Raw genomic sequence first — 24,195 nt, forward strand, 5'->3', positions numbered from 1 at the left:
ATGTTAAAAGTACCAGAGGAAACATATTGTTTATGGAGCAAGATTTATACGAGACGGATTAACAAGGTAGGCGATCGTTGCTCATGAATTATTCTGACGGATCTCTCTGGGAGTAAAACCGTAGAATCTTTTGAATTCTTTCGAAAAGTGGGAAGTATAGCGAAAGCCGGTCATTTTTGAAATCTGTTTGAAAGGGGTTTCGGAATAAGCCACCAAGGCATAGGCTTTCCGGAGTCGTTCTTGTTTTAAATATTGAAATACGGTAATTCCGAACATGCGTTTAAATCCATGTTTTAATTTAAATTCGTTGGTCCCGTATTCATGAGCCAATGTTCTCAGGGAAGGCAGGGGGATTTCAGGATTTTTGCGAATCCGATCACTGATCGAGCGATATTTTGCAATATCCTCTCTTCGTATCCGGATCACTATTCCTTTATTAGTATTCCCTGAGATGGCCCTGGCGGTCTTAGGTATGGAAGGGGAAGCCTCAAAGGCTGTTATTACAAGATTACCGGTGTATTGACTGCCGTTTCTGAAATAGATCAGGCGACAACGGACCGGGAGATTGAGTCCGTTACGGCTTCTGAATATCAAAGACATCGACCGTTCGGATAATCCCCGGCCCGACCTCAGTCGCCCGCTGATCTTTACCCACTGATCAGTACATTCCGGCATAAGTATGGAAAGAATATGGCGCCCTGTCAATTCACGTCTTTCGAATCTCAGAAAGGCAGCACTGGCATCACTTAAGGTCAGGATCTCACCTTTTTCGTCCAGAACTATTAAAAATTGCACCAGGTAATGACGCGGATTTCGGTTATTCACGAATCCTTCATGCAAAAAAGCGTCCTGGATCTCTTCAGCCGCCATATTTACCAACGCTGAAAGTGCTTCCAGATCATCGTTCTTGTCACTTCGTTCTATTCTTGATGCCAGATTGCCCTGTGCCATTTCCAGTAATTGACGAAATACACTTTTTAATCGCTTCGATTCCTCTGCTTCCATATCGCATACTTATTGATTTCTGAAAAGATTTGGCTTTTGCAAAATAGAAGGATGGTCGAAGAGAAGTGTATTCCAAAAGTGTAAAAAAGATATATGAATGGATTACCCATACCATTTAGAAATCACAGTTGATTTAATTGATAAAGCGCTGATCGTACCTCCTGAAATGAGCGTAAAAGAATTACTGTAAAAGGGGGTGGTTCATACATAAACTGCAGGTAGTATACCAGGGCTAATGGAGAAGGAGCGATAAATATCATTGCAGATATACCGTAAAGTCCTTCCCTTCGTAAAAATCTCCTCGCTTTTAGTGTGATTCCTTTTACACTACTGAGATCACAGATCATAGGGTAGGTCTGGCCGTTTTGAAGTATCATACGATAGGATACTATTTGGCTTGCCAGGATATAATCAATAGTAACAAACTCGCAGAAGACGACGTAGATAACATCCTTTTCCAACCATATCCGTACCTTTTCGCTTAAAATTTTTTCTGCCATGGCTCATCTTTTCAAATTGCCTTGGCGGATGATGGGAAATTATAGCATCAAATGGAGTGATTAGGGAGGAAGAATTATATATAAGGGATCATTTGGATAATGGGAGATCCCGAATTCTTGATCCTGTAGCTTTAAACAGCGCATTTGTTACAGCGGCGGCAGTGGGACCCTGTGCCGATTCACCTGCGCCCGAGGGGGGTAGATCCGGGCGGTCGATCACTGTAACTTCGATCTTTGGTATTTCCGGATACCGCAACATTGGGTAAGAATACCAGTCGGTTGAGGTAATATGCTCACGATCAAAGGTGACCTGTTCCATCAACGTCCAGCTGGCGGATTGGATCATACCGCCCTCGGTCTGATTCTTCAGGCCGTCCGAATTGATACATTCTCCGGCTTCGATGACGCCCCACATGTGTTTGATCGCGGGTTTGTTTTCGGAGAACCCCACCAAAGCAGCAACGGCACAATAGGATGCGCTATTCTTATATCTCGCAAAACCAATTCCAAAACCTTCGCCAGATTCGGGGTTTACGGCAGTCGTCATCCTTTGTAATTCCTTCAGGCAGTTGATCGCCCGTTCATCGTTAAGATGTCGTATTCTGAATTCAAACGGATCGGCTTTTGCTTTTGCGGCCAGTTCATTCATAAAACATTCGATTCCGTATATATTCGCATAGGCACCCAGGCTTCGTAATGCCGATACCCGGAGCGGACCACTGAAACTATGAGAAGTAAGTTTAAAGTTGTCGAGACTATATAAGGGTTCTGCATTTCTGATGGTTCCGCCTCTCCATCCGCCGCCTTGTGGAGCTTCAAAACCTTTGTCAAGATACCTGCCCGGCAGGAGATTGGCAGGATCGCCGTTCGCGGGCCTTGTACTGTGTGTGTCACTCCAAAGCTCATAGTTCCAGGAAGTGATCTTTCCGGTGGAATCCAGGGTCGCTTTATGTTCCATTAGCATGGCAGTACCATAAGGTTCCCAGGCATGTTCTTCCTGTCGCATCCATTGCAGACGTATGTGTCTGCCGGGAAACTCCATAGCCATGATCGCAGCCTCAGCAGCCACGTCATCGGCTGGATTATGACCATAACATCCGGAGCCGGGTACGCCTTTGATGTGTATATCGGTGACTGGAATATTCAGCATTTTTGCAATGGTCTCTCTCAATGGATAAACACCCTGACTATGACACCAGATATGCAATTTTTCTTTGTCAAATAAAGCGATCGCACAAGAGGGGCCATTCGAACCATGCATGATCCAGGGCTTGGAATAGACGGCCTTATGTGTGATCTGAGCATTTTGCTGTGCCTCGGCTAAGTTGCCGTTTTCTACATCGGTTTGTGTGTCTGCCGGTAAGGATTTAATGTAATTAGTAAGGTTTTCGTATTGCGGCAGTTCTTTGGTGACATACCATTTACAGCGATCGGTCATTTTCTGCTGGAGTTGTACTGCCTGGTATTCACCCTCGGTGATTATACCCAGGAAACTTCCTGATCGTACCAGTTTTAAAAATCCCGGTTCCAGGTCGAGCTCTTCTTGCCGAATGCTTTGCAAAACGGCTCCGTAAACCGGAGGACGCACAACCCGGGCATGGACCATTTCCGGGAATCGCATATCATGTATGTAAAAGGTTTCACCCCTGACCATCTTTTCAAGATCCGGTCTTTTTACCGGTTTACCTACAATATTCCGTTGGGTTTTGCCATAATATTCTTTTGGTTCATAGGCAGCGCGTTCTATCTGATTTCCCTGTAACAGTTCATGAAAATTTTTAACTTCTTCTCGTCCGCGTATTTGTCCGTCTTCTAATACCAATTCATTTACGGGTAATTTCATAGACGTTCCTGCGATCTCCATCAGAATCTCTCTGGCACAGGCTGCCGCCTGCCTGACCGACATGGCGGAAGTTTCAATGGAACGACTTCCTGCTGTGATCCCTTCATCCGGAGTGATCCCTGTTTCTGCCAGATGAATCGCAATCCTTGAAACAGGAATGTTCAACTCTTCTGCAGCGACCTGCATGATCGCAATAGAAATGCCTTGTCCGAGCTCCATCTTACCCGTGTAGATTTCGATACTACCATCTTCCAGCACCTGCAACCAGGAATCGATACGTTCGTTTTTTGGAGTATGTTCGAACACCATTGCCAGCTCCTTTTCGTTTTCAGTTAAGCAACTAAGGCTTCCAAATAGTGAAAATCCAATACTTACACTGCCCAGTTGTTTCATGAAATTCCTGCGTCCCGGCTTATTCGAATACTTCATGGGGCTATAGATTTTTTAATGGCTTTTAGAATACGACAGTGTGTACCACAACGACAGATATTGATCTGTAATCGTTCTCTGATTCGTCGCTCATCGGCCTCGGGCTCTTGCTCTGAAATAGAAACCCCCTGCATGATCATACCGTTCATGCAATAGCCACATTGAGCCGCTTGTTCGTCGATAAAGGCTTGCTGAACTTTATGCAGGTCACCATTTTTTGAAACCAAACCCTCAAGTGTTCGTATATCCTTTCCAGAAACCGCAGATACAGGTAGCATACAGGAAGGTTGTGCCTGACTGCCGATAAGCACCATGCAGGCACCACATTGCTGGAGTCCGCACCCGAATTTGGGTCCGTTCAATTCAAGTTCGTTTCGTAAAACGTAGAGTAAAGGCGTATTGGGGTCAGCGGTGATGGTATGTGTCTCACCGTTTACCTTAATTTCAATGGTTTCCATAGAATCAGAATTTCACATCATAATTTACAGAAAACTAGAACGATAAACAAGTGACGGGAAGGCTCAGGTTTTGAAAATCATTTTTGGAGTTTTCAGAGGATAAGTATCGCAGATTGCATTTTGTTGGTATCCGTTTTAACAGGGCTTTTTAGTGATACAAATCATTTTTAGGACATCAACAAAGTCTTTTCGTAAATTACGTCAGTTTAAAAAAATAAGTAATGTTAAAAATTATCAAGGGTACCCTTCTTTTCTGTTTTATAGTTATTATAACTCCCGTTCTTTCACAAAATACCGAATACAAAGAAGTTCATGAATTGTCTTATCGTCAGGATGGAGATGATTATTCGAAACAACAATGTCTGCTCGATATCAGTTATCCCGTAGCTGTCGAGGATGCTCCTGTCGTTGTTTGGTTTCACGGTGGCGGACTCACCGGAGGACACCGGGAAGTGCCCGAGGTGCTTACCAAAAAAGGGGTTGTCGTTGTTGGCGTTGGCTACCGACTTTCACCCAGGGTCGAGGTGGTTGACTGTATCGATGATGCGGCTGCAGCGGTTGCCTGGGTGATAAAAAATATTTCAAAATATAATGGAGATCCAAATAAAGTCTTTGTCAGCGGGCATAGTGCCGGAGGTTATCTGGTAAGCATGATCGGTTTTGACAGATCTTGGCTGCAAAAATATGGAGTACAGGCAGATCAATTGGCAGGGCTTATTCCTTTCAGCGGACATACCATCACACATTTTACAGAGCGTGAAAAACGAGGAATTCCCGGCACTCAGGCGATCGTTGATTCCCTTGCGCCTTTGTATCATGTGCGTAAAGATGCCCCACCGACCCTTTTGATCACCGGCGACCGGGAACTGGAAATGTTGGGACGTTATGAAGAGAATGCCTATTTCTATCGTATGCTTAAGGTGGTTGGGCATCCGGAGGTGGATATTATGGAGATGCAAGGCTATGACCATGGAATGACCTATCCGGCATTTCCGATATTGCTTAAGTTTATTAAGAATGGGTTGTAGGGTTTTAATCTTTTGGTCTGCTGCGCACTGAAAGTGACGATCTCCTGCCTTCGGCGGCGTCGAGTGTCGTCGCTATTTAAGTCCTTTAGCCCTAAATGCTGGAGTGACCTGTGGTGGTAGTGTTCTTCGCAGGCTCAGGTTTTTTTGGGTATCTTCATGGTTAGAAATCAATCTTATAAAATCATGAAATCATTATTGAAGCTGGAAGGGGTGGGGCTTTTGATCCTCTATGTGGTAACGTACTATTTTTTAGATTTTTCCTGGGGATATTTTGCCTTGTTATTTTTCGTGCCTGACCTTGGATTCTTAGGTTACCTGATCAATCCGAAGATCGGTGCAGTTACGTATAATATTTTGCATCATCAGGGTTTGCTGGGGATCGTATTAGGCCTTGGAATTCTGACGACATCCGACATAATTTTGGAAACAGCTTTGATTTTTCTGGCGCACTCAGCATTTGACCGGATCTTTGGTTATGGCTTAAAGTATAACGATAGCTTTCATCACACCCACCTGGGCTGGATAGGAAAGAATTCTGATCAGCGCGGACACGAATAAATACATTTACAAGAATTAAAATTATATAGAATGCCACATATCACGATTAAATTATATCCTGGTAAAACGGAGGAACAAAAAGAATCACTATCAAAGGCGATCGTTTCCGATATCATGGAGATCATGGGAAATTCGGAGGCTTCAGTATCCGTTGCCTTTGAGGAAGTGGAACCGGAACAATGGAAGGAAGTATATCGCGAGGAGATTCTCCCTAAAATGGACAGCCTTTATAAAAAGCCTGGGTATAATCCATTGTAGGTTGAAATACAGTTCTTTAAGTGTTTTTTGGTGAAAATATTTTCTTTAAATTTGATTTACGTATTAATCTGATAATCAAATTTTTATATCATGAAGACACTCTTAGTTGTTTCACTTTTTTTGATCACCACTTTCGTGAGTTATACCCAGGGAGATAATTGGATCAAACTGGCGGATAAGTATGTCGCTTTTAAAACTGAAAAGGATAAAGTTTCTGTTTCCGGGAAGGAAAAATCGGTAGACAAGATCAAGATTACCTGCGTACAGGGAACGGTACAGATCAAAAGTATAAAGATCGTAATGGCCAATGGAAAGGAAAAGGAATACGATGCTAAGGGTATTGGAGTAATGACTAAAGGGATGTCTTCCCTGAATTACAGTGTTCCCGATAAGGATGAAAAGATCAAATATATCGAATTGGAATATGATTCCAAGGGAAGTATTGTGACCAACAAGCGAGCCAAGGTAGAGATCTGGGGCAAGAAAGGTGGAGATGATGATTGATTATGCTAAAAGTGAATGCAGGTTTCTTTGAAGAAAGGTGCATTCCATTTCACTCTTAGTTTTCTATTTCAGTTACGTTTTGTTTGATACTATACCGTTCACTCTTATCGATAAATTCGTTTAAGAATTCCATTACCCGATCCCAATCGGTGTATTCGAAATCATGACTGGTATCGGTAGGACGACCTTCTTTTTTAGAGATCATCTTCATGATGAGCTTTTTAAAGTAATTGTATTCTGTATATTTTAATGCGCCGGCAATATGTTCAACCAGCATTGGGTTCCATCCGGTATCTTTCAAATATTCATTGGCGATTCGTACTGCCTCCTTGTGCTCTTCTTCCAGTGTTGAAACAATAGCAAGACAAACAGAAAAGAATGCTCCGGGCATTTTGTTTAGCGCAGTAACATGCTTTTTGATATAATGGGTTACACCACTTTGATAATGTCCGATATGAATAGAGGCTCCAATGAGCACAGCTTCGAAGTCATCTGCCGACGGCGGGTCCATGGTCGCATCGCAGATCTCAACACTATGACCTTTTTGTTCCAGGATGTTTCCCATAAATCTTGCGATCTTGCGGGTTTGTCCTTCTGAGGTGCCATATACTATTAAAACTTTCATTTTTATTTTAAAGTAACTCAATAAAAACCGGATGTAAATTGATATAAATCAATACGGGCGTGATTTTAATTAAAGGCGTTGTAAATCACCTCCGAACCTAAGGCAAGACTAAGAGGATTGGAACTTCTTTTAGATTCTGAATCTAACAGTTAAACTTATAAAGTTATTTGGTTCTCACTTGTTTTTGGTTCCCCAAGGGCAGCGTTTAACCAGATAGTTGATCGTACTTTGATACTGGTCAAGGGACGAACCAAATCCGTTTCGTTTCACATTGTAAAGGTTCTGACCCTGATCATTGAAGATGTTCATTTCGATCGTGGTATCATATTTTGTAAGCGTTGAGGTGCTGGTACTACTGAATTCTTTACCGGAACTCTTTTTCTCTTTATCCTCTTTTTTTTCTTTGTCTTTATAGGTCGTGCTGGTGCTCCCGAAAGTAGAAGTGCCTTCAAAGTTGATATTCGCAGTTCCATACACTACGAATTCCACACCTAAAAGTTTTGCAACTTCCTGAGGCAGTTTTGTTTTGATAGTTTCCGCATTCAGATTATTCCTCAATAACAAAGCATTGGTGGTCATGGGATCCATGATAAGGATTCCACGGGTATTCTCTTTAAAGGAGTTTACCGTGGTATGCTGAATATCTTCACTCATTTCCCGCGTGGTCAAAGATCCTTCATTTGAGATCATAACATAGGGTATGACCGCCAGTTTATTTCTTGAATCGCCCATAGGTGCCGTTGTGGTAGCAGCTGCCGGGGCCGCTTCATTGATCACCTGAGTTCTGCCACTGGCAAAGACGATCTTACTGATCTTAGCTTTTTCAAAGGTGTACTCTAAAGTCTCCCCTTTATAAATAAACGTGATCGAGCTGGCTTCGATGGCTTTTACCGTTCCTTCGTTGACATCACCGTTTAACATATAGACCTTGTCTACATTCTCTTGCGCATAGATATTTATGTTTATGAAAAGTAAAAATAAGGTTCCGAAAAAGACTGTAAATTGTTTCATTGTATACTGAAATATAGTTGATTACCTATAAAAATACATAAAAGAATTCAGATTAATTCACAAATGTTTTTAGACTTATTGTTCTAATGACCAGTCATAAGCGTAAAAGATCCGGAAGGGAAATTCTTAAGTAATTTGAAATGTATAATGGAAAGTTTTGAGTGTGATTTCCTTAGGGTAGATAATGAAAAGATGATTTTTTACAAAATCAGATGAACCCCAACAAAAAAGCCCTCCCATTCGGGAAGGCTTGATTTTACTGGTGGTCCCACCTGGGCTCGAACCAGGGACCACCTGATTATGAGTCAGGTGCTCTAACCAACTGAGCTATAGGACCAATAAATATCGTTATTTAAGAACTTTTGCTATTTGACTCCTTAACCGGAGTGAAGGAGAAAAGCGGATGCAATATTACTACTATTTTTAAACTACTGCAAGGTTTTAATTAAAATGATCTTTTAAAAATTATTGCGAATCTAAGAAAATTGTAAAACTAACGGATAACCAATATTAAGGATATTTCTATTGATTACCTGCTTTAAATCAATCACATAGCAAATTTTACACTTTTCATGAAATCAGAATTGTTAATAAGTCTTTATTGCAGAGTAAGAAAATATTTACGAAAGTAGTTCATGATGCTTTATATTTAGCCTGAATTCAATAAATAAATACCTAAAAATGAGAAAATTTTTACTTCTTTTCTCTGTATTCGTATTGCAATATGGATACAGTCAGACCCATTTGTATGTTCATGAAGATGCTGAACATTATGTAGCAGAAACTAACATTATCGCAATTTTACCTTTTGATGTGGAAGTTAAGTTACGTCCAAATGCCATGAAGAAACTTACCGCTGAACAATTGGTAGAAATGGAAAAAGCCGAAGGCCTGGACGTTCAAAGGGCTATGTATTCATGGTTTCTAAAACGCAAGAAAAGAGGTGATATGCGTATTGAAGTATTGTCACCGCAAAAGACAAATGCGATTCTACAGAGAAATGGGGTTGATCTTCATAATTTAGATAAATATTTGCCCGGTGAATTGGGGGCAATGCTAGGTGTAGATGCTCTGGTTATGGGAGACCTTGAAACCTCTAAACCAATGTCTGACGGTGCCAGCATTGTTGTTGGAGCATTATTTGGCTTTTTTGGTTCTACCAACAAAGGCGTAATTAATCTCGATATCGTTCATACCGCTGATGAAACGCTGGTGGTGAATTATAATAAGAAAGTATCAGGTAGCCTGGGTTCCAGTTCTGAAGACATGATCAATGTCCTGATGCGAAAAGTAACCAGACGTATACCTTATACGGGTTAAAACTAATATAACATTTTATAAAGTCCGGATAATTGTTTCCGGACTTTTTTATTATACTCATAGCTTTAAACGATAGCGGTGTTGCTTGATGTTTAGTTCTATAAGCACTACTAACACCACAATTGATTCATAGTTACTATCATAAGGTATAGTTCATTATAGTCCTTTCTTAACGTAAATTTCTGATTTCTATCCTTAAAAGGAGTTAATTTTGCACCCGAATTAAAAACCTGAATCATGAGTCTTATAGATAATTTGAAATGGCGCTATGCCGCTAAGAAGATGAACGGGGAAAAGATACCTCAGGAAAAACTTGATTATATCCTGGAGGCTACCCGCTTATCTCCCTCATCATCCGGATTGCAACCCTACAAGGTTTTTGTGATCTCCAATCCTGAATTACTGGAAAAGATCAGAGGAATAGCCTGGGATCAAAGCCAGGTAACCGATTGTTCTCATCTGTTAGTCTTTGCAGCATGGGATGGTTACAGCGAAGAGCGTGTTTCTTCCGTATTCAACTATACCATGGATGAGCGAGGACTTCCACATAGCACTATGGATGAGTATAAGGAGCGTTTGATGGGTCTCTATAAACCCCTTGGGAAAGAATGGCAGGCAACGCATGCTGCAAAGCAGAGTTATATAGCTTTCGCTATGGCGATCGCTGCTGCGGCTGAACAAAAAGTTGATGCTACTCCAATGGAAGGATTCCTTCCGGAGGAATTGGATAAAATCCTTGAACTGGATAAATACGGACTTAAAAGTACGCTTTTGCTTACCCTTGGTTACCGTGATGCGGACAACGACTGGTTGGTGAATATGAAAAAAGTTCGTACGCCTAAAGATGAATTCTTTGTAGAGATCGATTAACATTCGATCATTTCATACAACTTATAAATTAGAAACTCCCGGCTTACACCGGGAGTTTCATCCCCCAAACCTCGTCTAGTAATTGCACTAAACGCAGTGTTTATTTTAAAATCAAATTTGATACTAACAAATATTAAAAAGATTACGCGTTTTTCGTTACGGAATTCCGTAAATAACAGATAATTTCACAATAAATTTAATATTTATTCATATAATATTCGAAATTGATAAGATATCTTTAAAAGTTAGGGAACGATTATTATAAGCATATTCGTTTTACTATCAGACTACTAAGGTGCTATTCAGAAAGGTTCAAATAGGATGCCACCGACCTTTCATTATGTCTGAATCTTTTTTCAGATCTATAAAAATTTTTCTCTTTTTTTTCTAAAAGTTCATTTCGCCCACTAAATTTTACTCTTTTGGCACTGCTTTCTTGTGGGGTTGAGATGAATAATTCCCAGCGACCCGAACGAACTGCTTCTTTATGGTAGGGCCATGGATCACTCATATCGATGCCATGAGCCTGACTATGGCAATAAGCAATGATGATCGAAGGTCCGTCATAAGCCTCAGCCTCAGTAAATGCTTTTAACATTTGATCCGGATCGGCACCCATAGATACTGAGGCTACATAAACATGGTCGTATTGCATCGCCATGGCACCCAGATTTTTTTTTGCCTGTTTTTTCCCTTTGGAAGCCAGGCGTGCCTTTGCACCTGCAGGAGTTGCTTTGGAGGCTTGCCCTCCCGTATTATCGTAAACTTCATTGTCCAGCACCAGGATATTAACATTCGCTCCAGAAGCCAGAACGTGATCGAGTCCGCCAAAGCCGATATCATAAGCCCAACCATCACCACCAACGATCCAGATACTTTTCTTTATCAGCGCATCTGCCTGGCTAAGTAAATTTCCTGCCTGGGGGTGGTCACTATCCTTTAATGCTATTTTCAGTCGCTCCACGCGAGCTCGCTGCTGGCGTATACCTTCTTCCGTTGATTGGTCCGCTTCCAACAGATCGAAGACCCTATCGAAATCCAGAAACGGTAGCATTTGTAACAACAGATTTCGTGCAGCTCTTTCCCTGGAATTCGCAGATAATCTGAAGCCGAGTCCGAATTCAGCATTATCCTCGAATAATGAATTTGACCATGCCGGCCCTTTACCCTCTTTATTACTGCGCCATGGCAACGCTGATGGGATTCCTCCGAAAATTGAGCTCGATCCGGTAGCATTGGCGATAAGAAGCCGATCCCCGAACATTTGTGTCAGCAATTTTATATATGGTGATTCACCGCAACCGGGGTCACATTTCGGATAGCGGAATAAGGGTTCCTGTAATTGCTGTAGGGGTAGATAGGTCGCCTCGATCTCGGTCCTGTCAATTTCGGGTAACTGTTCGAAGTGTTTCCAATTTTCCATTTGTTCTTCCTGATCACCTTTTCTAGCGGTCATCATCAAAGCCTTTGCAGGACATGCATTTTCACAGTTACCGCATCCTGTACACTGATCTGGATTTACCTGTATGGTCATCTGGTCATAACCGGTCATTGCATAATTTTTATTGACCGGAGCTGATTTCCATCCAACGGGTGTTTTTACAGAATCCTGATCAAATACCTTAACCCGGATACTGCCTTGTGGACATGCCAGCGTACAGGCGCCGCATTGGATACAGGCCTCTGGATCCCAATCGGGGATCATTCCATTATTACAAGTCAGGGATGCAATGGTATTGTCTGTTATATAGGTTCCGTCAACCGGAAACATACCGACAGGAGCTTTATTTCCTTCTCCCGCCAGTAGTATTTCCATCAAGGTTCGGGGACTCGTAACCGGTGTATTGTTTTTTCTTTCTTGTTGCTGACCAGGGTCTGTAAGCACTAGCTTGTTAAGGGATGTGGGAACTGTATCATTATCGATCAGTTCCAATACGGCAAGGAACAACGCATTTAAACTAGCATTCTTTTGACCGATACTGTAAAGGCGCACATGTTTTTTATTGAATTCATAAAGAACTTCCTGGGAGCATCCCTTCTTGAATTCTGATTTTAATGCTTCATTGATGATCAAAACGCCTCCTTCGCGCATGCGTCCCGGTAGTGTTTTTATCTGAGAGTAATGCAGTTCACTACAGAGAATGAACTTAGCTTCCTCGATGAGATAGGGTGCCTTAACCGGTTCTTTGGCAATTCGTATATGGGAAGTTAGCACTGGAAATGATTTGATGTAATCGCATTCGGTATAACGCTGTACGTACCTGTTGGTTCCTAATTTTTGTGTGAGATACTGTAGTCCTTTCAGATCACCTTCTTTTCTGCCATGAAGTAATATTATTTCATCATTACCGGTATGGAGGTTTGGTATAGGCTTTTCTGAAATATGGCTTTGATGCTGATCATCGTCAATTCCTATGGTAAAGCCATTCTTAATTTCACCGGAATTTAAAGAATCAAAGATCGCAGCTACCATTCCAGGGGTGAACTCTTTGGAGGAGAGTCCGTATCTGCCTCCGATAATACGGGGAAGGGTCTTTTGATTGCCTTCCTGAAAGGCATGGGTAAGTGTTTGTACGACATCCAGATAAAGCGGTTCTCCGGTGGATCCCGATTCTTTCGTTCTGTCAAGTACTGCAATATTTTTACAGGTTGCCGGAATAGCTTTCAGGAAATGCTCAGCGCTAAAAGGACGGTAGAGCCTTACTCTTATCATACCATATCGTGATCCGTTTTGATTCAAATGAGCGATGGTTGCTGCTATAGTCTCAGTAGAAGACCCCATGGAAATGATAAGGTTTTCTGCTTTTGGATGACCGAGGTATTCAAAGATCTGATATGCTCTTCCTGTAAGTTTATTAAAGGAATCCATGGTTTCCTGAACGATGCCTGCACATAAATCATAATATTTTGTAGCGGCTTCACGACCTTGAAAATAGCTTTCAGGGCCTTGTGCGGTACCTCTGATCACTGGATTTTCCGGAGAGAGCGCACGATTCCTGTGTGCTGTGATGTCACTTGAGTCTATCATAGCTCGTATAATTTTATTATCGGCCACTTCAATCTTATTGAATTCATGAGAGGTGCGAAAGCCGTCAAAGAAATGCACGAATGGCACCCGTGACCGTAGGGTGGCTGCCTGTGCGATCAGGGCCATATCCTGGGCTTCCTGAACACCGGATGAGCCTAATATTGCATATCCCGATTGACGAATAGCCATGATATCAGAATGATCTCCGAACACTGAGAGTGCATGGGTGGCGATAGTTCTTGTCGCTACATGAATAACATTGGGAGTGAGTTCTCCGGCGATTTTGTACATATTGGGTAACATTAATAATAACCCCTGCGAAGCGGTGAAAGTTGTGGCCAGGGATCCCGTTTGCAAGGCTCCGTGTAACGTACCTGCTACTCCGCCTTCACTTTGCATGCTGATGACCTCAGGAACGTTTCCAAAGCAGTTCTGTGTTTTATCGGCATACCATTCTTCTGCTATCTCAGCCATGGGTGTGGCCGGTGTGATCGGATAAACCGGCATGATCTCATTGGTTTGATAGGCGATTCGGGCAACCGCATGATTTGCGCTGGTAACGGTATATTTTGTTGTTTTCATGTTTTTAGTGCTAAAGGATGGGAGGGGAAAGAAAAAATGGTCGCTTACGGGCGACCATTTTTTACTGTAAGCTTACTTAACGATCTCGATCTTTACCGGTGTCGGATTTGTAATGATGTCGAGTACCGGTGAAAATCTGGCAAGATTTTCAAGTTGTTCGGTAGTGGCGTCAGATTTCACTTTAAGTTTTACGGTGATACCGTCAAAACCTTTTCGCACCTCCGGATCGAGTCCCAGGAATCCGTGCAGGTCACATCCTGCAGTCAGGCTGGACTCAGCACTTTCGATTTCGATTCCATTGGCAGCAGCATGATAGGTCATCGCTCCGGTTAAACAGGAAGCTAAAGCATGCATAACTACTTCGGCAGGTGTGGCCGCAAGGTCATTTCCAAGTAATACGTTCGGGTGGTCACATTCCATGGTGAACACTTCCTTGCGGGTAGTGTCTTCTTGTCCGGCTCCATAGAACCCTTTTACACTACTAACACAATGTCCGCCATCGATCCAGTTATTTTTTGCTCTGAATTCGAACTTAGCCAGTTCTGGCTGTTCCTGAATGTGTCCGATGGTTTCTACCAGTTGATCTACGTTTACTCCGTTTTTAACATTTTTTGATGCAATCATTTTGATTAAATTTAAAGTTGAACAATTTTGTTGCAACTCATAAAACCATTTGCGTGCCAAAAATGATAAAACCCAGTAAATAAAGGGGTTTCGAAGGTTTTTATAGATTTGAAGAACTCACGTAATCTCGTGTATTCACGAATTTTCGTGAGATTATTTATGAGATCTCGTGAAATTAAAGGGGTCTTGAGATCCCAAGTGCTTTCATTCGGGACGAAAGTGTGGTGGGAGGAATATTCAGTAACGCAGCTGCTCCGTTCTTGCCGGATATTCTCCAGGATGTTCGCTTTAAGGCTTTTCGGATATTCTTAATTTCCAATGCCTGCATTTCTTCAGCGGTAAGTATTGTATCTTCGGCGGGAGCAACAGAATCCGATGGTTTGGAAGCACCCGGAAGTATGGTATGCCAGTGCACTTTTCCTGAGCCAGCCAGTATTACTGCTCTTTCTACCAGGTTTTGTAATTCCCTGACATTTCCCGGCCATGAATAGGCGAGTAATTGTTCCCTGTCGGTTTCCGATAAGCTGAATGTCGGGATATTCATCTTAGCAGTATAATGAGCTATCATCGTGTTTGCGATCAAACAAATATCGTTACCACGGTCGCGGAGTGGGGGTACTTTAATCGGAAAAACATTGAGACGATAGTAAAGATCTTCCCTGAACTCATGCTGACGGGAACGTTCGAGCAGATCACGGTGAGTTGCGGCGATGATACGAACATCTATCTTGATGGTTTCAGAACTTCCTACCGGTTCAAATTCCCGTTCCTGAATCACTCTTAATAGTTTGGGTTGAAGATTCAAAGGAAGTTCACCGATCTCATCCAGGAAGATGGTGCCTTTGTCGGCCAGCTGAAACCTACCTTTTCTACTACTCACGGCTCCTGTAAAAGCACCTTTTTCATGTCCGAACAATTCGCTTTCTATGAGATTCTCCGGAATAGCACCGCAATTGATCCGTATAAGGGGGTGTGCATTTCTATGGCTTTCATGGTGTATGGCTCGTGCAACCAATTCTTTTCCGGTACCCGTTTCTCCTGTGATCAATACATTGGCATCGGTTCTGGCTACCTTACCGATCATTTTAATGACCTCTTTCATTGAAGGAGCTTCTCCAATGATGCCATGATTGTTGGTGAGTTCACGTATTTCATTTTCCAGATATTGCGTCTGTGAAGTGAGGAGACGTATATTATCTTCATTCTTGAGTCTCTCTTCAATACTTCTCAGGATCAGGATATAAAACGTTTCCGAATCGGTGCCACTTTTGCTGAGCGTAGCTTCACAGAGAGCGGTAGTGTCGTTGGAGCCGATCACCTTAAGCGGGAATTTGAAAAAAATGCTGTCGCTGGCAGCTACTTTTTCAAATTTGTCACGGATCTGTTCTTCTAGTACGGTGGAGGAAGTTTCATCGAAGAAGTAAAGAATATTTCGTTGCAAGACATCGCTATTTTCCAGTATTGATTCTGCGGCATGGTTGGTATGAACAATCCTGAAATTCTTATCGAACATAAGAATGGCATCCATGGCGCCATTGATCAGTGTATTCATACGCAGGTTGGCATTTTCAAGGGCTTTCCCGGAGGTTGCCAGTTGTTCCTGAATAATATCGAGATCACGGTGTCTTTTGATGAGTACCGATAGAATGCCTTGTGAAAATCCCTGATCGGAAGCCATCAATTCCATAAATATTTCGCGTGTGGCAGTCATAAATTTGCTGTCTCCCGCTGCACTTACGGTGGTAGATCTGCGTTGTCTGTCGATCATGGCATATTCTCCGAAACACTCCCCGGATTCCAGATATCCATAAATATGGGTGTTGTCATGAATCATGACTTTGCCTTCCAGAATAACATAGAGGGTATCGCCTTCATCTCCTTTTTCAAAGATGACATCGCCTTTATCTACAGTGATGATCGAGGCCATTTCACAAAAGCGAAACAGGGAATCATGAGCCACTTCTGCAAACAATGAAGTTTTAGAAAGAAAGCTACAGATATCATTTACTTGTTTATCGGCCATGATAACAGAAAGGATGAAGTACCATTTTTATAAAGATAGAAATAATCCGCTTTTCTTGAATGTTGGTTGCTTTCGCCTGAATATTCATCATGGTTCGCTAATGCCATGTTCTTTTAATAGTTGATTATAGCGTTCTGTTCCTTTCAAATAATTAAAGAAGTACAGATGATCGTCATTAAAAAGTGTCGTTTTATTTCTGGTTGTATCTAAATAATAATAAACACTGTCGTTGAGTTCGATTCCGGCGAAGACTACTGCGATTCGATGGTTTTCCAATCTGCTGCCATCCTTCGCTTTGATCTCCTTTATAGTCTTTAACGCACTCAACGTGTCGCCAGTCTGACCATAGGAATAACCGAGAAAGCGGAAATAGGCAGGGTCATCTTCGGCCAGTTCGGTTAATACGGGAATCGCTTTCTTATAATCAGGTTTTGACATATAAAGGCGCATATACAACCTGTTCATCGTAAACCTGTCGGCTTCTTCATATTCATTTTCAATCTTTCCGATAAGGTCTTCAGCATCCTTATACTTTGCATTGAATATAAGGGCGCTAAAATAATTGGTAGCGGCAGCAAACGAAAGTGGATCGAGCTTATATGCAATCTCAGCTTGTTCCAATTGACGCTCATACTGATCTGTGTAGTAGAAAAATGTGGCGTATTGATATCTGGCGGTAACATCGTTCGGCGATAGGCTGATCGCTTTTTCAAAAGCCTCTTTGGCGGCTTCGTATTGTTTCTGATGATTAAGTAATAATCCTTTTACCGTATAGATTCGGGTAAGTTTATTATTAAGTTTTTCGGCTTTCCGCAGGTAGATCTCCGCTTTTTCTGTTGCTTCTTCTGGATCAGCACCTCCGTAATACGTTTGAAGAAATGTGGAATTCGCGATCTCAGCATAGGCTTCCGCATAGTTTGTATCGATGGCGATAGCCTTTTCGTAATATTCAATGCTCTTGGCGATACTTTCGCGGGTTCTTTTATCAGCTTCATTTCTGCCTTTGAGAAAGAATTCATAAGCCTGAATGTTTTCTGTGGGGATCGTAGCAAGATTTTCAATATCCTCATTACTGATGTTCAGTTCCAGTGCCATGGCGATCTTTTGCGCAACCTCGGCCTGTACTGAAAGTATATTAACCAGGGTCCGGTCGTAATTATCAGCCCAGATATGCTCATCGTTTCTGGCATCGATAAGTTGAGCCGAAACCCGGATGTCATTTCCGAATTTTCGAAGACTTCCGTCAAGCACATAATTAACACCCAGTTCTTTCGCGATTTCGGGGATGGTCTTGGAAGAGTTCTTATAATGCATCACCGATGTTCTTGAGATCACGTGAATATCTTTTAGCTTTGACAACTGCGTAAGGATGTCCTCTGTGATTCCATCGGAAAAAATGTCGTTTTCCAGCTGATTGCTGAGGTTCTTGAAAGGAAGCACGGCGATGGAAAAGTCTCCTTCCCGGGCTGCCGGTCTCAAATATTCTACATAAATGATCGAAGCCAATGCTATAAGTAATGAAATGATCAGGATGAGTCCTCCTCTGGAAAGTTTCTTAGGTCTTCCCGAACGGATGCTTCCTGATCTCAGTTTTCCCTTGATTTTTTTGGCATCCGGAATAGTCAGACCTTTATTGGCCAAAGCGAAGATCGGCATGGTGCCCTCCACATTTTTCAGCTCATAGGCATCCAGGAATTTGAATTCGAATTGTTCGTGATTTCGGGTTTGGTCATGGACCTTATCAGAAATCAGTACACTGCCGGGAATGGCACAGGATTCAATTCTGGAGGCAATATTAACGGCATTTCCGATTATATCATCTTTGGAAGTGATAATATCCCCTACGTGGATACCGATCCGAACAGGGATGACCGGTGATTCCTGAAAGGCTTGTTGCATTTCAATGGCACAGGCTACGGCTTCTACACTGCTTCGGAATATGCTTAGCGTACCATCGCCGAAATACTGGATGATCTTTCCGTTATACTTCCCTGTCAGGGTATTAAAGATCTCTCTGTGTTTTTCGCGGATCAGAACCGCTTCGCTTTCATTCTGATGCATTAATTTGGTATACCCTTCAATGTCGGTGAACATTATGGCGGCCAGTTGTCTCTTTTCTGCCATTATTAGATCGGATAGGTTGGTCTTGTAAGTTAAAGATAGTGAATTGTTTATCATGATAGGTCAGCTAATTTTAATCGGCCTTACTTTACAGAATAGGCCACCATCTTAGCGGAATAGGTTGCGCTTTGGTTTCTTTCGATCTTTAAAAGAAAATAGGGATGTGTATTCATCGTATGAAGTCTTCATCTCATTCAAAAGTGTATAGCACACCTGAAAATTGCCTGACATAGTCGTAGCGATATCAGATGGTCAGTTTTATAGCTATCCAACTATCTTTTAATAGATAAAATTGTGTTAAATGTGTTCAAAGAGGCTATTAAATTATCCTTTGGAAAGTGAAAGCAGTATTCCGGTAATAGCCAAAAAGTTAGGGCTGCCAGTATAACCATTATATGTGTTTAAATGTTGTTTTAACGTTGTTAAACGGCATTTTTCACCTCCGTTTCATAACCTATATCATTGTTCGGTTTGAAAAATGCATCTATATTTGAGATATGGACCTCTTTATATCAGCTACTGCTGTTACTAATTTTATATGGCTTCTTATACTATTTTCATAACCGAAACGTATGGGTAAAAAGCAGGTAGCCTGGCGGCGTACATCAGGCTTCCGGAGGTAATGGAAATGCCAGTTGTACAGTGTTTAGCTGCTTCAAGTGGTATAGCTGAGTTGGCAGGGTCTGATAATGATGGTTCTATATATTTCAAAGCGTTAGAACCTTCTGGCAGAACAAAATGATAATACGGTCGTCATTGCTTTCAGATAGGTAGTGATCTGAGGAGATCTACCCTACGATACGGAAAACCGTATAAATATCGCAGGAGTAAATATTAGTTTTGAATCGGCAGTAGATGCCGGGTTTAGTACAAAAATTACGTTTTAAATGTTTAGAAAAGTTTTAATCGCAGATGATCTCGGAAGTATAAATGCTGGGGTAAGGTCTGTCGCCGAATCTTTGGGGATTGCAGAAGTCGATCAGGTACAATATTGTGATGATGCCTGGTTAAAGCTGAAAAAGGGAGTAACTGACGGGGCCCCATACGATCTTCTGATCACGGATCTTTCATTTAAATCAGACCATAGAGAACAACGCCTCCATAGCGGCGATGATCTTATTGCTGAAGCAAAGCAATATTTTCCTGAATTAAAAGTGATCGCCTATTCCATGGAAGATCGTTTACAAAGAATCAGAATACTTTGTAATAATTTCGGACTTGACGGATATGTATGTAAGGGAAGACGTGGTTTACAGGAATTGGAGATGGCTATCGGTGCAGTCTATGATGCTCAGAACTATTTGTCGCCTGAAGTTTCTCAAGCCCTTCATCCGAGGTCTGATCTCGAGGTGGAAGAATTCGATGTCGAACTGATCAAACAACTTTCACTTGGGCTTTCTCAGGATGATATCAGCAAATTATTCAGAGCGCATCATATATCCCCAAGCAGTCTTAGTTCTATTGAAAAGCGTATCAATAAACTGAAGATTCAGTTTAAAGCGAACAATGCGATTCACCTGGTGGCGATCTTTAAGGATCTTGGGTTCATTTAAAGGCTCATTTCATGCAAACTGTGATGTCGAAGTAAAAATCAACCTCACTAACGTCGCCGTCAATGGCAGAAAGCATATGAATAACATCCATAGGTTTTCCGTTTATTCGGATTAGCTTATGGCCTAAATGTTGTAATACCATATTATTCAGGAGGGCTATGTATTTTATAGTGATATATTCCACCTCGTGGGCACCATAAAAGTCATCGGTAATAATAATGGCGTTCTCAGGGGAACTTCCATCACCACCGTCAATAGGAAGGTCCTTTCCGAACCGGATCTTAATCATTTCTTTTAAATTCATTACAGTGTAGTGTTATGAATTTAAATTAAATATAATTATGCTGAAGGTCATTACGGTTTTCCGTATGAGAAGAAAATAAAAAGTCTAAATTCAGATTTATTCGTTAAAAGAGATTCTTTTTTAAAATTAGTCTTCCCATCCGCAAAGTGTGCGTTTAAGTTCACGGGCTTCCTTAAGGGTTGTTTCATAGACCTTTGTGGAACAATTACTAAGCCCACGGCATTTCGGTGTTAAATGGTATTTCTTACTGGAAGGGCCTTTGCAAATATATACCTTGGTTTCACTACTTCCGAAGGAAAATAGAAATACCGAAGCAACAATAAGGAACCCCTGAGTAAGGTATTTACCTTTCAGGTGCTTTATCATGATCAAGGATTTATTGATGGCTAATGTATGAAAAAGATGTCAAAACACAACATATATGTGTTGAAAATTTTTTAAACATATCAACCTCCACTTCAGATCATCGACATTATGAAAGGAAAGTTTGATTATTCCAAAACGGCATATCCAAAATTCACCGAAAATTCAACACACCAAACGATGAGATATTTGTGAGTTTCGAAATTGACATTTTCAGGGATGTCATACGTGTAATTTCCTTCGAGTCCTTTTAATTCCCCCAGTGTGATATAATCAGTTGCATTTTCATCGGTGGCCAGATACAGCTCCAGTAGGGGGCCATCATCAGATTTGAAATCAGAAAGCGAAATTTCAGTCATTTCATTGTTGACACTCGCTTTTCCTTCCGTGTCGTGAGCCACGCTGATAAAATCACCCATAAGTAGGGAATCATCTTCTGTCATGGAATCATCCTCCTCATCCATGGCCATTTCATCCGGAGTGTTTACCGTGGGATTATTAACAGGAGAACTATCATCAGAGCTGCTACAGGAGATGGTGATGGCATATAAAATAACCAGCAATAAAAGCAAAGATCTCATAGGGTTGGTGTATTGGTTACTTTAATTGGGTCGGGGATCCTGAAGTATCCTTACAGATCAACGTATGTTACATTTGCTGAAGTGTGCATTACAGCGGTTTAGTGGTTCAGAAAAATCAGGTCTGTGAAACTACCTCGATCAATCACAGGTTTGCTGACACTCAGCATTCATTTTATCGAGATATGCACGGGTATATTTATCAGGGTTGTCATCTACATCCTGTGGCGTGTACGGTTGTTTTAGATATTGACCGACTTCTGTATAATACCTGCAATCACAGGTTTCGTCTTTTTCACAACTATTGGTTAGTAAGAGTATGCAAAGCAGGGTAAAAATCTTCTTCATAAGCATTTCTGTAATCCGGATAGCTAAGTGTTAAGGAGCGCCTATCCGCTAATCATCAAAAATACTGCTGTGACTTAAGCTTTGGGTTAAGTCAATATTACCTAAGTTTTAAGAAATATCTGTTGTTAATTTAACGTTGTGATCGTTTGCGGTACATTGTACTGACTTCGCGGTAATGCGAAATGATCTGCTCTTCTTTAAGGCGGAGGAAACGCGCAGCATTATGATACAAGATATTATATTTCTCCTCATTGTCCAGCCATCCGATATCATAGACCACCCTAAGGTTTTGTTCTATCGTGCCCGTGTAATCAGACCCGAACATCAATCGGTCTCCGAGACCTTCCTCGTAAAGTAAACGAAGATTAGGTTCCCATATTTGTTTAGGCATCATAATACAGATAGCTGAAAAATCGCAATACACCTGTGGATATTTCTTCATTAAGGCGATAGCTTCTTCGGTATAACCCCCTCCGTAATGCATAAGGATAATCCTTAGATTCGGATATTTTTCAAGAATGGGTGCCAGTAGTTCAGGATTCGCGAATTGCGGACTGTAGTTTGGTCGCTCCTTTTCATCGACTTTCGGTGGGCCTGTATCGCTGTGTACTCCAACTGGCAGATCCATATCTGCAGCAAACTTCCAATAGGGTTCCAGTCTTATATCCGTGGGGGGGATTCCATAATAATTGTATACGGATTCTCCGAGAATTTTCAGCTCATATTTTTCATAGAGTTCTTTTAATTCGTCGTAGGTAAAAAATTCTTTTTCACAGGGTGATTCCATTTCAACCAGTTTACTGCATGGGAATTGGAGTCCGCCCCAGAAATCTTCGTCTGCTTCAGCATAGAGTCCGGCATACTTGGCAGTCCCGCCAGCAAGGGCGAGCACTACATTGTTCTGTTCCATTTCCTGCTGAGTCCATTTTAATTTCAATTGATCAAGGGAATCACCTTCTGTCAAACCTTGAGGATTATAGGCTTCATTTCCTTCATATCCTTTGGTCAGATGCATATGGACATCGATCACGGGTCTGCCTCTCATGAATTGTTCAAAGGTTTGGAAGGTTGATGGATTCGCCGTCATGATCAAATACCCTCCACTGAAAGCGAGGGCAAAAACTAAAAGCCTGAGTAATTGTATCTTCATCAGAAATTGCTATTGAATCAATTAAATTAAAGAAATACCCGCTTTAAACCTATTATTAAGGATAAGTTTCGATGTTTGACCTATGAATACTGAAAAAACACTATTATTTAAATCTTACTCCAGCAACCGTAGAAGATCCGACTTAGAAACAGTTAGGAGTCCTGCGGCCGGCAATCTTTTGGTGAGCTCGCGCCAGTTTGTATCTTCTGCATAGATCTTCTTTAGCATCGGGAGTGCATCGTCGGTCTTGCCATCATTTGCAAGTGTAATCGCTGTCCAGTACTGCATTTCGAGATTGTCGGGAAACATCTCCATAGCCGCATTATATTCTGTCATGGCTTTATCCATCTGAAGTTTTTCCACATAGAGGTCTCCTTTATTCATATGTTCATAGGCTCTGTGGACTTTCAGCAATCTTTCGAGCTCTGCGATGGGGTTGGTATGATCATCTACCCGAAGATCTACCAATCGATCATTCCAGGGTTCTTCACTCGCTTTTCCCGGTACGACTAAAAGAGCAGCAGATTGTTTTCCTCTGATATCTCCTCCCGCGTTCTGCGCTGCTTTTAATACGTATACCATACGTTCGGCGAGGGGCATGGTTTCACTTTCATTCCATGCTTTCACCATGGCAGGTACCACCTTGTTATTAAGCATCATGTTGGCCTGAACTGAGAAATTTTCCCCATGGCTGTCACCGGCATCTTTGATACAACTTTTACCGGTATGCACCGCAGTCCTGCCATGGGTGTCGAGTATTGCCAATTGCCGGAATTCCCTTCCTTCGTCGGTAGCGAGCAAAGCCTTCACGGCGTCCTCCGGAGATTTTCCTTGCTTCAAAAGTGTTAGGCCACGCGGACCAAAGGATTTGTTTATAAATGACTGTGTAGCGATAACGCCAACACCCGCTTCTCCCCAGGCAACGGAAGTTCCCACTGCGAACCAGTGACTTTGAACCGCCACCGCCATTTCGCCGGTACGGGCGTCGCGGGCGACAATTGAAAAAGTATGGGCCAACGGATCAGCTGGCTTTTCCTGAGCAACGGAAAAATTGCAAATAGCAAACAGAAGAGCGAGGGAAAATAAATGTTTCATATGGATGGTTTTGGTAG

At 41.9% G+C, this 24,195-nt stretch carries 23 protein-coding genes and 1 tRNA gene; 7 read left to right on the forward strand and 17 right to left on the reverse strand.

Annotation, left to right across the window (positions count from 1 at the left end; translation table 11 throughout):
- Nucleotides 1-81: 81 nt before the first annotated feature.
- The 4 genes from DMZ48_RS02185 to DMZ48_RS02200 all read right to left on the reverse strand — a co-directional run bounded on the left by DMZ48_RS02185 (nt 82) and on the right by DMZ48_RS02200 (nt 4,235).
- A complete protein-coding gene (locus DMZ48_RS02185) occupies nt 82-1,005 on the reverse strand; it encodes a helix-turn-helix domain-containing protein (RefSeq protein WP_143953459.1) in 924 nt (307 codons plus the stop codon).
- A gap of 122 nt (nt 1,006-1,127) precedes the next feature.
- A complete protein-coding gene (locus DMZ48_RS02190; RefSeq protein WP_143953460.1) occupies nt 1,128-1,505 on the reverse strand; it encodes a DUF7793 family protein in 378 nt (125 codons plus the stop codon).
- Between the two features lie 88 nt (nt 1,506-1,593).
- Nucleotides 1,594-3,777: a molybdopterin cofactor-binding domain-containing protein gene (locus DMZ48_RS02195; RefSeq protein ID WP_242009080.1), complete on the reverse strand. Its 2,184-nt coding sequence runs from the start codon at nt 3,775-3,777 to the stop codon at nt 1,594-1,596.
- Entirely contained in the window at nt 3,774-4,235 is a 462-nt protein-coding gene (locus DMZ48_RS02200; protein ID WP_143953461.1) for a (2Fe-2S)-binding protein, read from the reverse strand. The genes DMZ48_RS02195 and DMZ48_RS02200 overlap by 4 nt, the downstream gene beginning before the upstream one ends.
- Before the next feature lie 221 nt (nt 4,236-4,456).
- Between DMZ48_RS02200 and DMZ48_RS02205 the strand changes: the two genes are divergently transcribed.
- The 4 genes from DMZ48_RS02205 (at nt 4,457) to DMZ48_RS02220 (ending at nt 6,583) form a co-directional block, all read left to right on the forward strand.
- Nucleotides 4,457-5,263 carry an alpha/beta hydrolase gene (locus DMZ48_RS02205; protein ID WP_143953462.1) on the forward strand — a complete coding sequence of 269 codons (807 nt, stop codon included), beginning with the start codon at nt 4,457-4,459 and terminating at the stop codon, nt 5,261-5,263.
- A gap of 183 nt (nt 5,264-5,446) precedes the next feature.
- Nucleotides 5,447-5,821 (forward strand): DUF4260 domain-containing protein, encoded by a 375-nt coding sequence (locus tag DMZ48_RS02210; RefSeq protein ID WP_143953463.1) that lies wholly within the window; start codon nt 5,447-5,449, stop codon nt 5,819-5,821.
- 30 nt (nt 5,822-5,851) lie between these two features.
- A complete protein-coding gene (gene pptA, locus DMZ48_RS02215; RefSeq protein WP_143953464.1) occupies nt 5,852-6,079 on the forward strand; it encodes a tautomerase PptA in 228 nt (75 codons plus the stop codon).
- A 90-nt stretch (nt 6,080-6,169) separates the two neighbouring features.
- Nucleotides 6,170-6,583 carry a DUF2541 domain-containing protein gene (locus DMZ48_RS02220; RefSeq protein ID WP_143953465.1) on the forward strand — a complete coding sequence of 138 codons (414 nt, stop codon included), beginning with the start codon at nt 6,170-6,172 and terminating at the stop codon, nt 6,581-6,583.
- A 55-nt stretch (nt 6,584-6,638) separates the two neighbouring features.
- On the opposite strand, the gene hemG is transcribed toward DMZ48_RS02220, so the two are convergent.
- The 3 genes from hemG to DMZ48_RS02235 all read right to left on the reverse strand — a co-directional run bounded on the left by hemG (nt 6,639) and on the right by DMZ48_RS02235 (nt 8,556).
- A complete protein-coding gene (hemG, locus tag DMZ48_RS02225; RefSeq protein ID WP_143953466.1) occupies nt 6,639-7,208 on the reverse strand; it encodes a menaquinone-dependent protoporphyrinogen IX dehydrogenase in 570 nt (189 codons plus the stop codon).
- A gap of 174 nt (nt 7,209-7,382) precedes the next feature.
- Entirely contained in the window at nt 7,383-8,219 is an 837-nt protein-coding gene (locus tag DMZ48_RS02230) for a hypothetical protein (RefSeq protein ID WP_143953467.1), read from the reverse strand.
- Nucleotides 8,220-8,479: 260 nt separating this feature from the next.
- Nucleotides 8,480-8,556, reverse strand: a tRNA-Ile gene (locus tag DMZ48_RS02235).
- Nucleotides 8,557-8,900: 344 nt separating this feature from the next.
- Between DMZ48_RS02235 and DMZ48_RS02240 the strand changes: the two genes are divergently transcribed.
- The gene (locus DMZ48_RS02240; protein WP_143953468.1) at nt 8,901-9,539 is read left to right on the forward strand and encodes a hypothetical protein; all 639 of its coding nucleotides are present in this window, start codon (nt 8,901-8,903) and stop codon (nt 9,537-9,539) included.
- A 237-nt stretch (nt 9,540-9,776) separates the two neighbouring features.
- Nucleotides 9,777-10,409, forward strand: a complete 633-nt coding sequence (locus DMZ48_RS02245) for a nitroreductase family protein (protein ID WP_143953469.1) — start codon at nt 9,777-9,779, stop codon at nt 10,407-10,409.
- A gap of 298 nt (nt 10,410-10,707) precedes the next feature.
- Here the strand turns inward: DMZ48_RS02245 and DMZ48_RS02250 are convergent, their stop codons facing one another.
- From DMZ48_RS02250 to DMZ48_RS02265, 4 genes are all read right to left on the reverse strand, one after another.
- Complete coding sequence (locus DMZ48_RS02250) at nt 10,708-14,019, reverse strand: 4Fe-4S binding protein (RefSeq protein WP_143953470.1); 3,312 nt, start codon at nt 14,017-14,019, stop codon at nt 10,708-10,710.
- A gap of 72 nt (nt 14,020-14,091) precedes the next feature.
- Complete coding sequence (locus tag DMZ48_RS02255) at nt 14,092-14,643, reverse strand: OsmC family protein (RefSeq protein ID WP_143953471.1); 552 nt, start codon at nt 14,641-14,643, stop codon at nt 14,092-14,094.
- Nucleotides 14,644-14,818: 175 nt separating this feature from the next.
- Nucleotides 14,819-16,666, reverse strand: coding sequence for a sigma 54-interacting transcriptional regulator (locus DMZ48_RS02260; RefSeq protein ID WP_143953472.1), 1,848 nt, complete (start codon nt 16,664-16,666; stop codon nt 14,819-14,821).
- Nucleotides 16,667-16,753: 87 nt separating this feature from the next.
- Nucleotides 16,754-18,790: an adenylate/guanylate cyclase domain-containing protein gene (locus tag DMZ48_RS02265; protein ID WP_162558650.1), complete on the reverse strand. Its 2,037-nt coding sequence runs from the start codon at nt 18,788-18,790 to the stop codon at nt 16,754-16,756.
- A gap of 884 nt (nt 18,791-19,674) precedes the next feature.
- Between DMZ48_RS02265 and DMZ48_RS02270 the strand changes: the two genes are divergently transcribed.
- Nucleotides 19,675-20,340, forward strand: a complete 666-nt coding sequence (locus tag DMZ48_RS02270; protein WP_143953474.1) for a response regulator transcription factor — start codon at nt 19,675-19,677, stop codon at nt 20,338-20,340.
- 4 nt (nt 20,341-20,344) lie between these two features.
- Here the strand turns inward: DMZ48_RS02270 and DMZ48_RS02275 are convergent, their stop codons facing one another.
- The 6 genes from DMZ48_RS02275 to DMZ48_RS02300 form a co-directional block, all read right to left on the reverse strand.
- The gene (locus tag DMZ48_RS02275) at nt 20,345-20,644 is read right to left on the reverse strand and encodes a hypothetical protein (protein ID WP_143953475.1); all 300 of its coding nucleotides are present in this window, start codon (nt 20,642-20,644) and stop codon (nt 20,345-20,347) included.
- 126 nt (nt 20,645-20,770) lie between these two features.
- Nucleotides 20,771-21,010, reverse strand: coding sequence for a hypothetical protein (locus DMZ48_RS02280; RefSeq protein WP_242009081.1), 240 nt, complete (start codon nt 21,008-21,010; stop codon nt 20,771-20,773).
- A 125-nt stretch (nt 21,011-21,135) separates the two neighbouring features.
- The gene (locus DMZ48_RS02285) at nt 21,136-21,588 is read right to left on the reverse strand and encodes a DM13 domain-containing protein (RefSeq protein ID WP_143953476.1); all 453 of its coding nucleotides are present in this window, start codon (nt 21,586-21,588) and stop codon (nt 21,136-21,138) included.
- 138 nt (nt 21,589-21,726) lie between these two features.
- Nucleotides 21,727-21,933 (reverse strand): hypothetical protein, encoded by a 207-nt coding sequence (locus DMZ48_RS02290; RefSeq protein WP_143953477.1) that lies wholly within the window; start codon nt 21,931-21,933, stop codon nt 21,727-21,729.
- A gap of 130 nt (nt 21,934-22,063) precedes the next feature.
- Nucleotides 22,064-23,083: an amidohydrolase family protein gene (locus DMZ48_RS02295; RefSeq protein WP_199287923.1), complete on the reverse strand. Its 1,020-nt coding sequence runs from the start codon at nt 23,081-23,083 to the stop codon at nt 22,064-22,066.
- A 114-nt stretch (nt 23,084-23,197) separates the two neighbouring features.
- Nucleotides 23,198-24,178 (reverse strand): DUF1028 domain-containing protein, encoded by a 981-nt coding sequence (locus DMZ48_RS02300; protein WP_143953478.1) that lies wholly within the window; start codon nt 24,176-24,178, stop codon nt 23,198-23,200.
- Between the last annotated feature and the right edge of the window lie 17 nt (nt 24,179-24,195).

It is taken from the genome of Robertkochia solimangrovi, from assembly GCF_007279655.1.
GTDB lineage: Bacteria > Bacteroidota > Bacteroidia > Flavobacteriales > Flavobacteriaceae > Robertkochia > Robertkochia solimangrovi.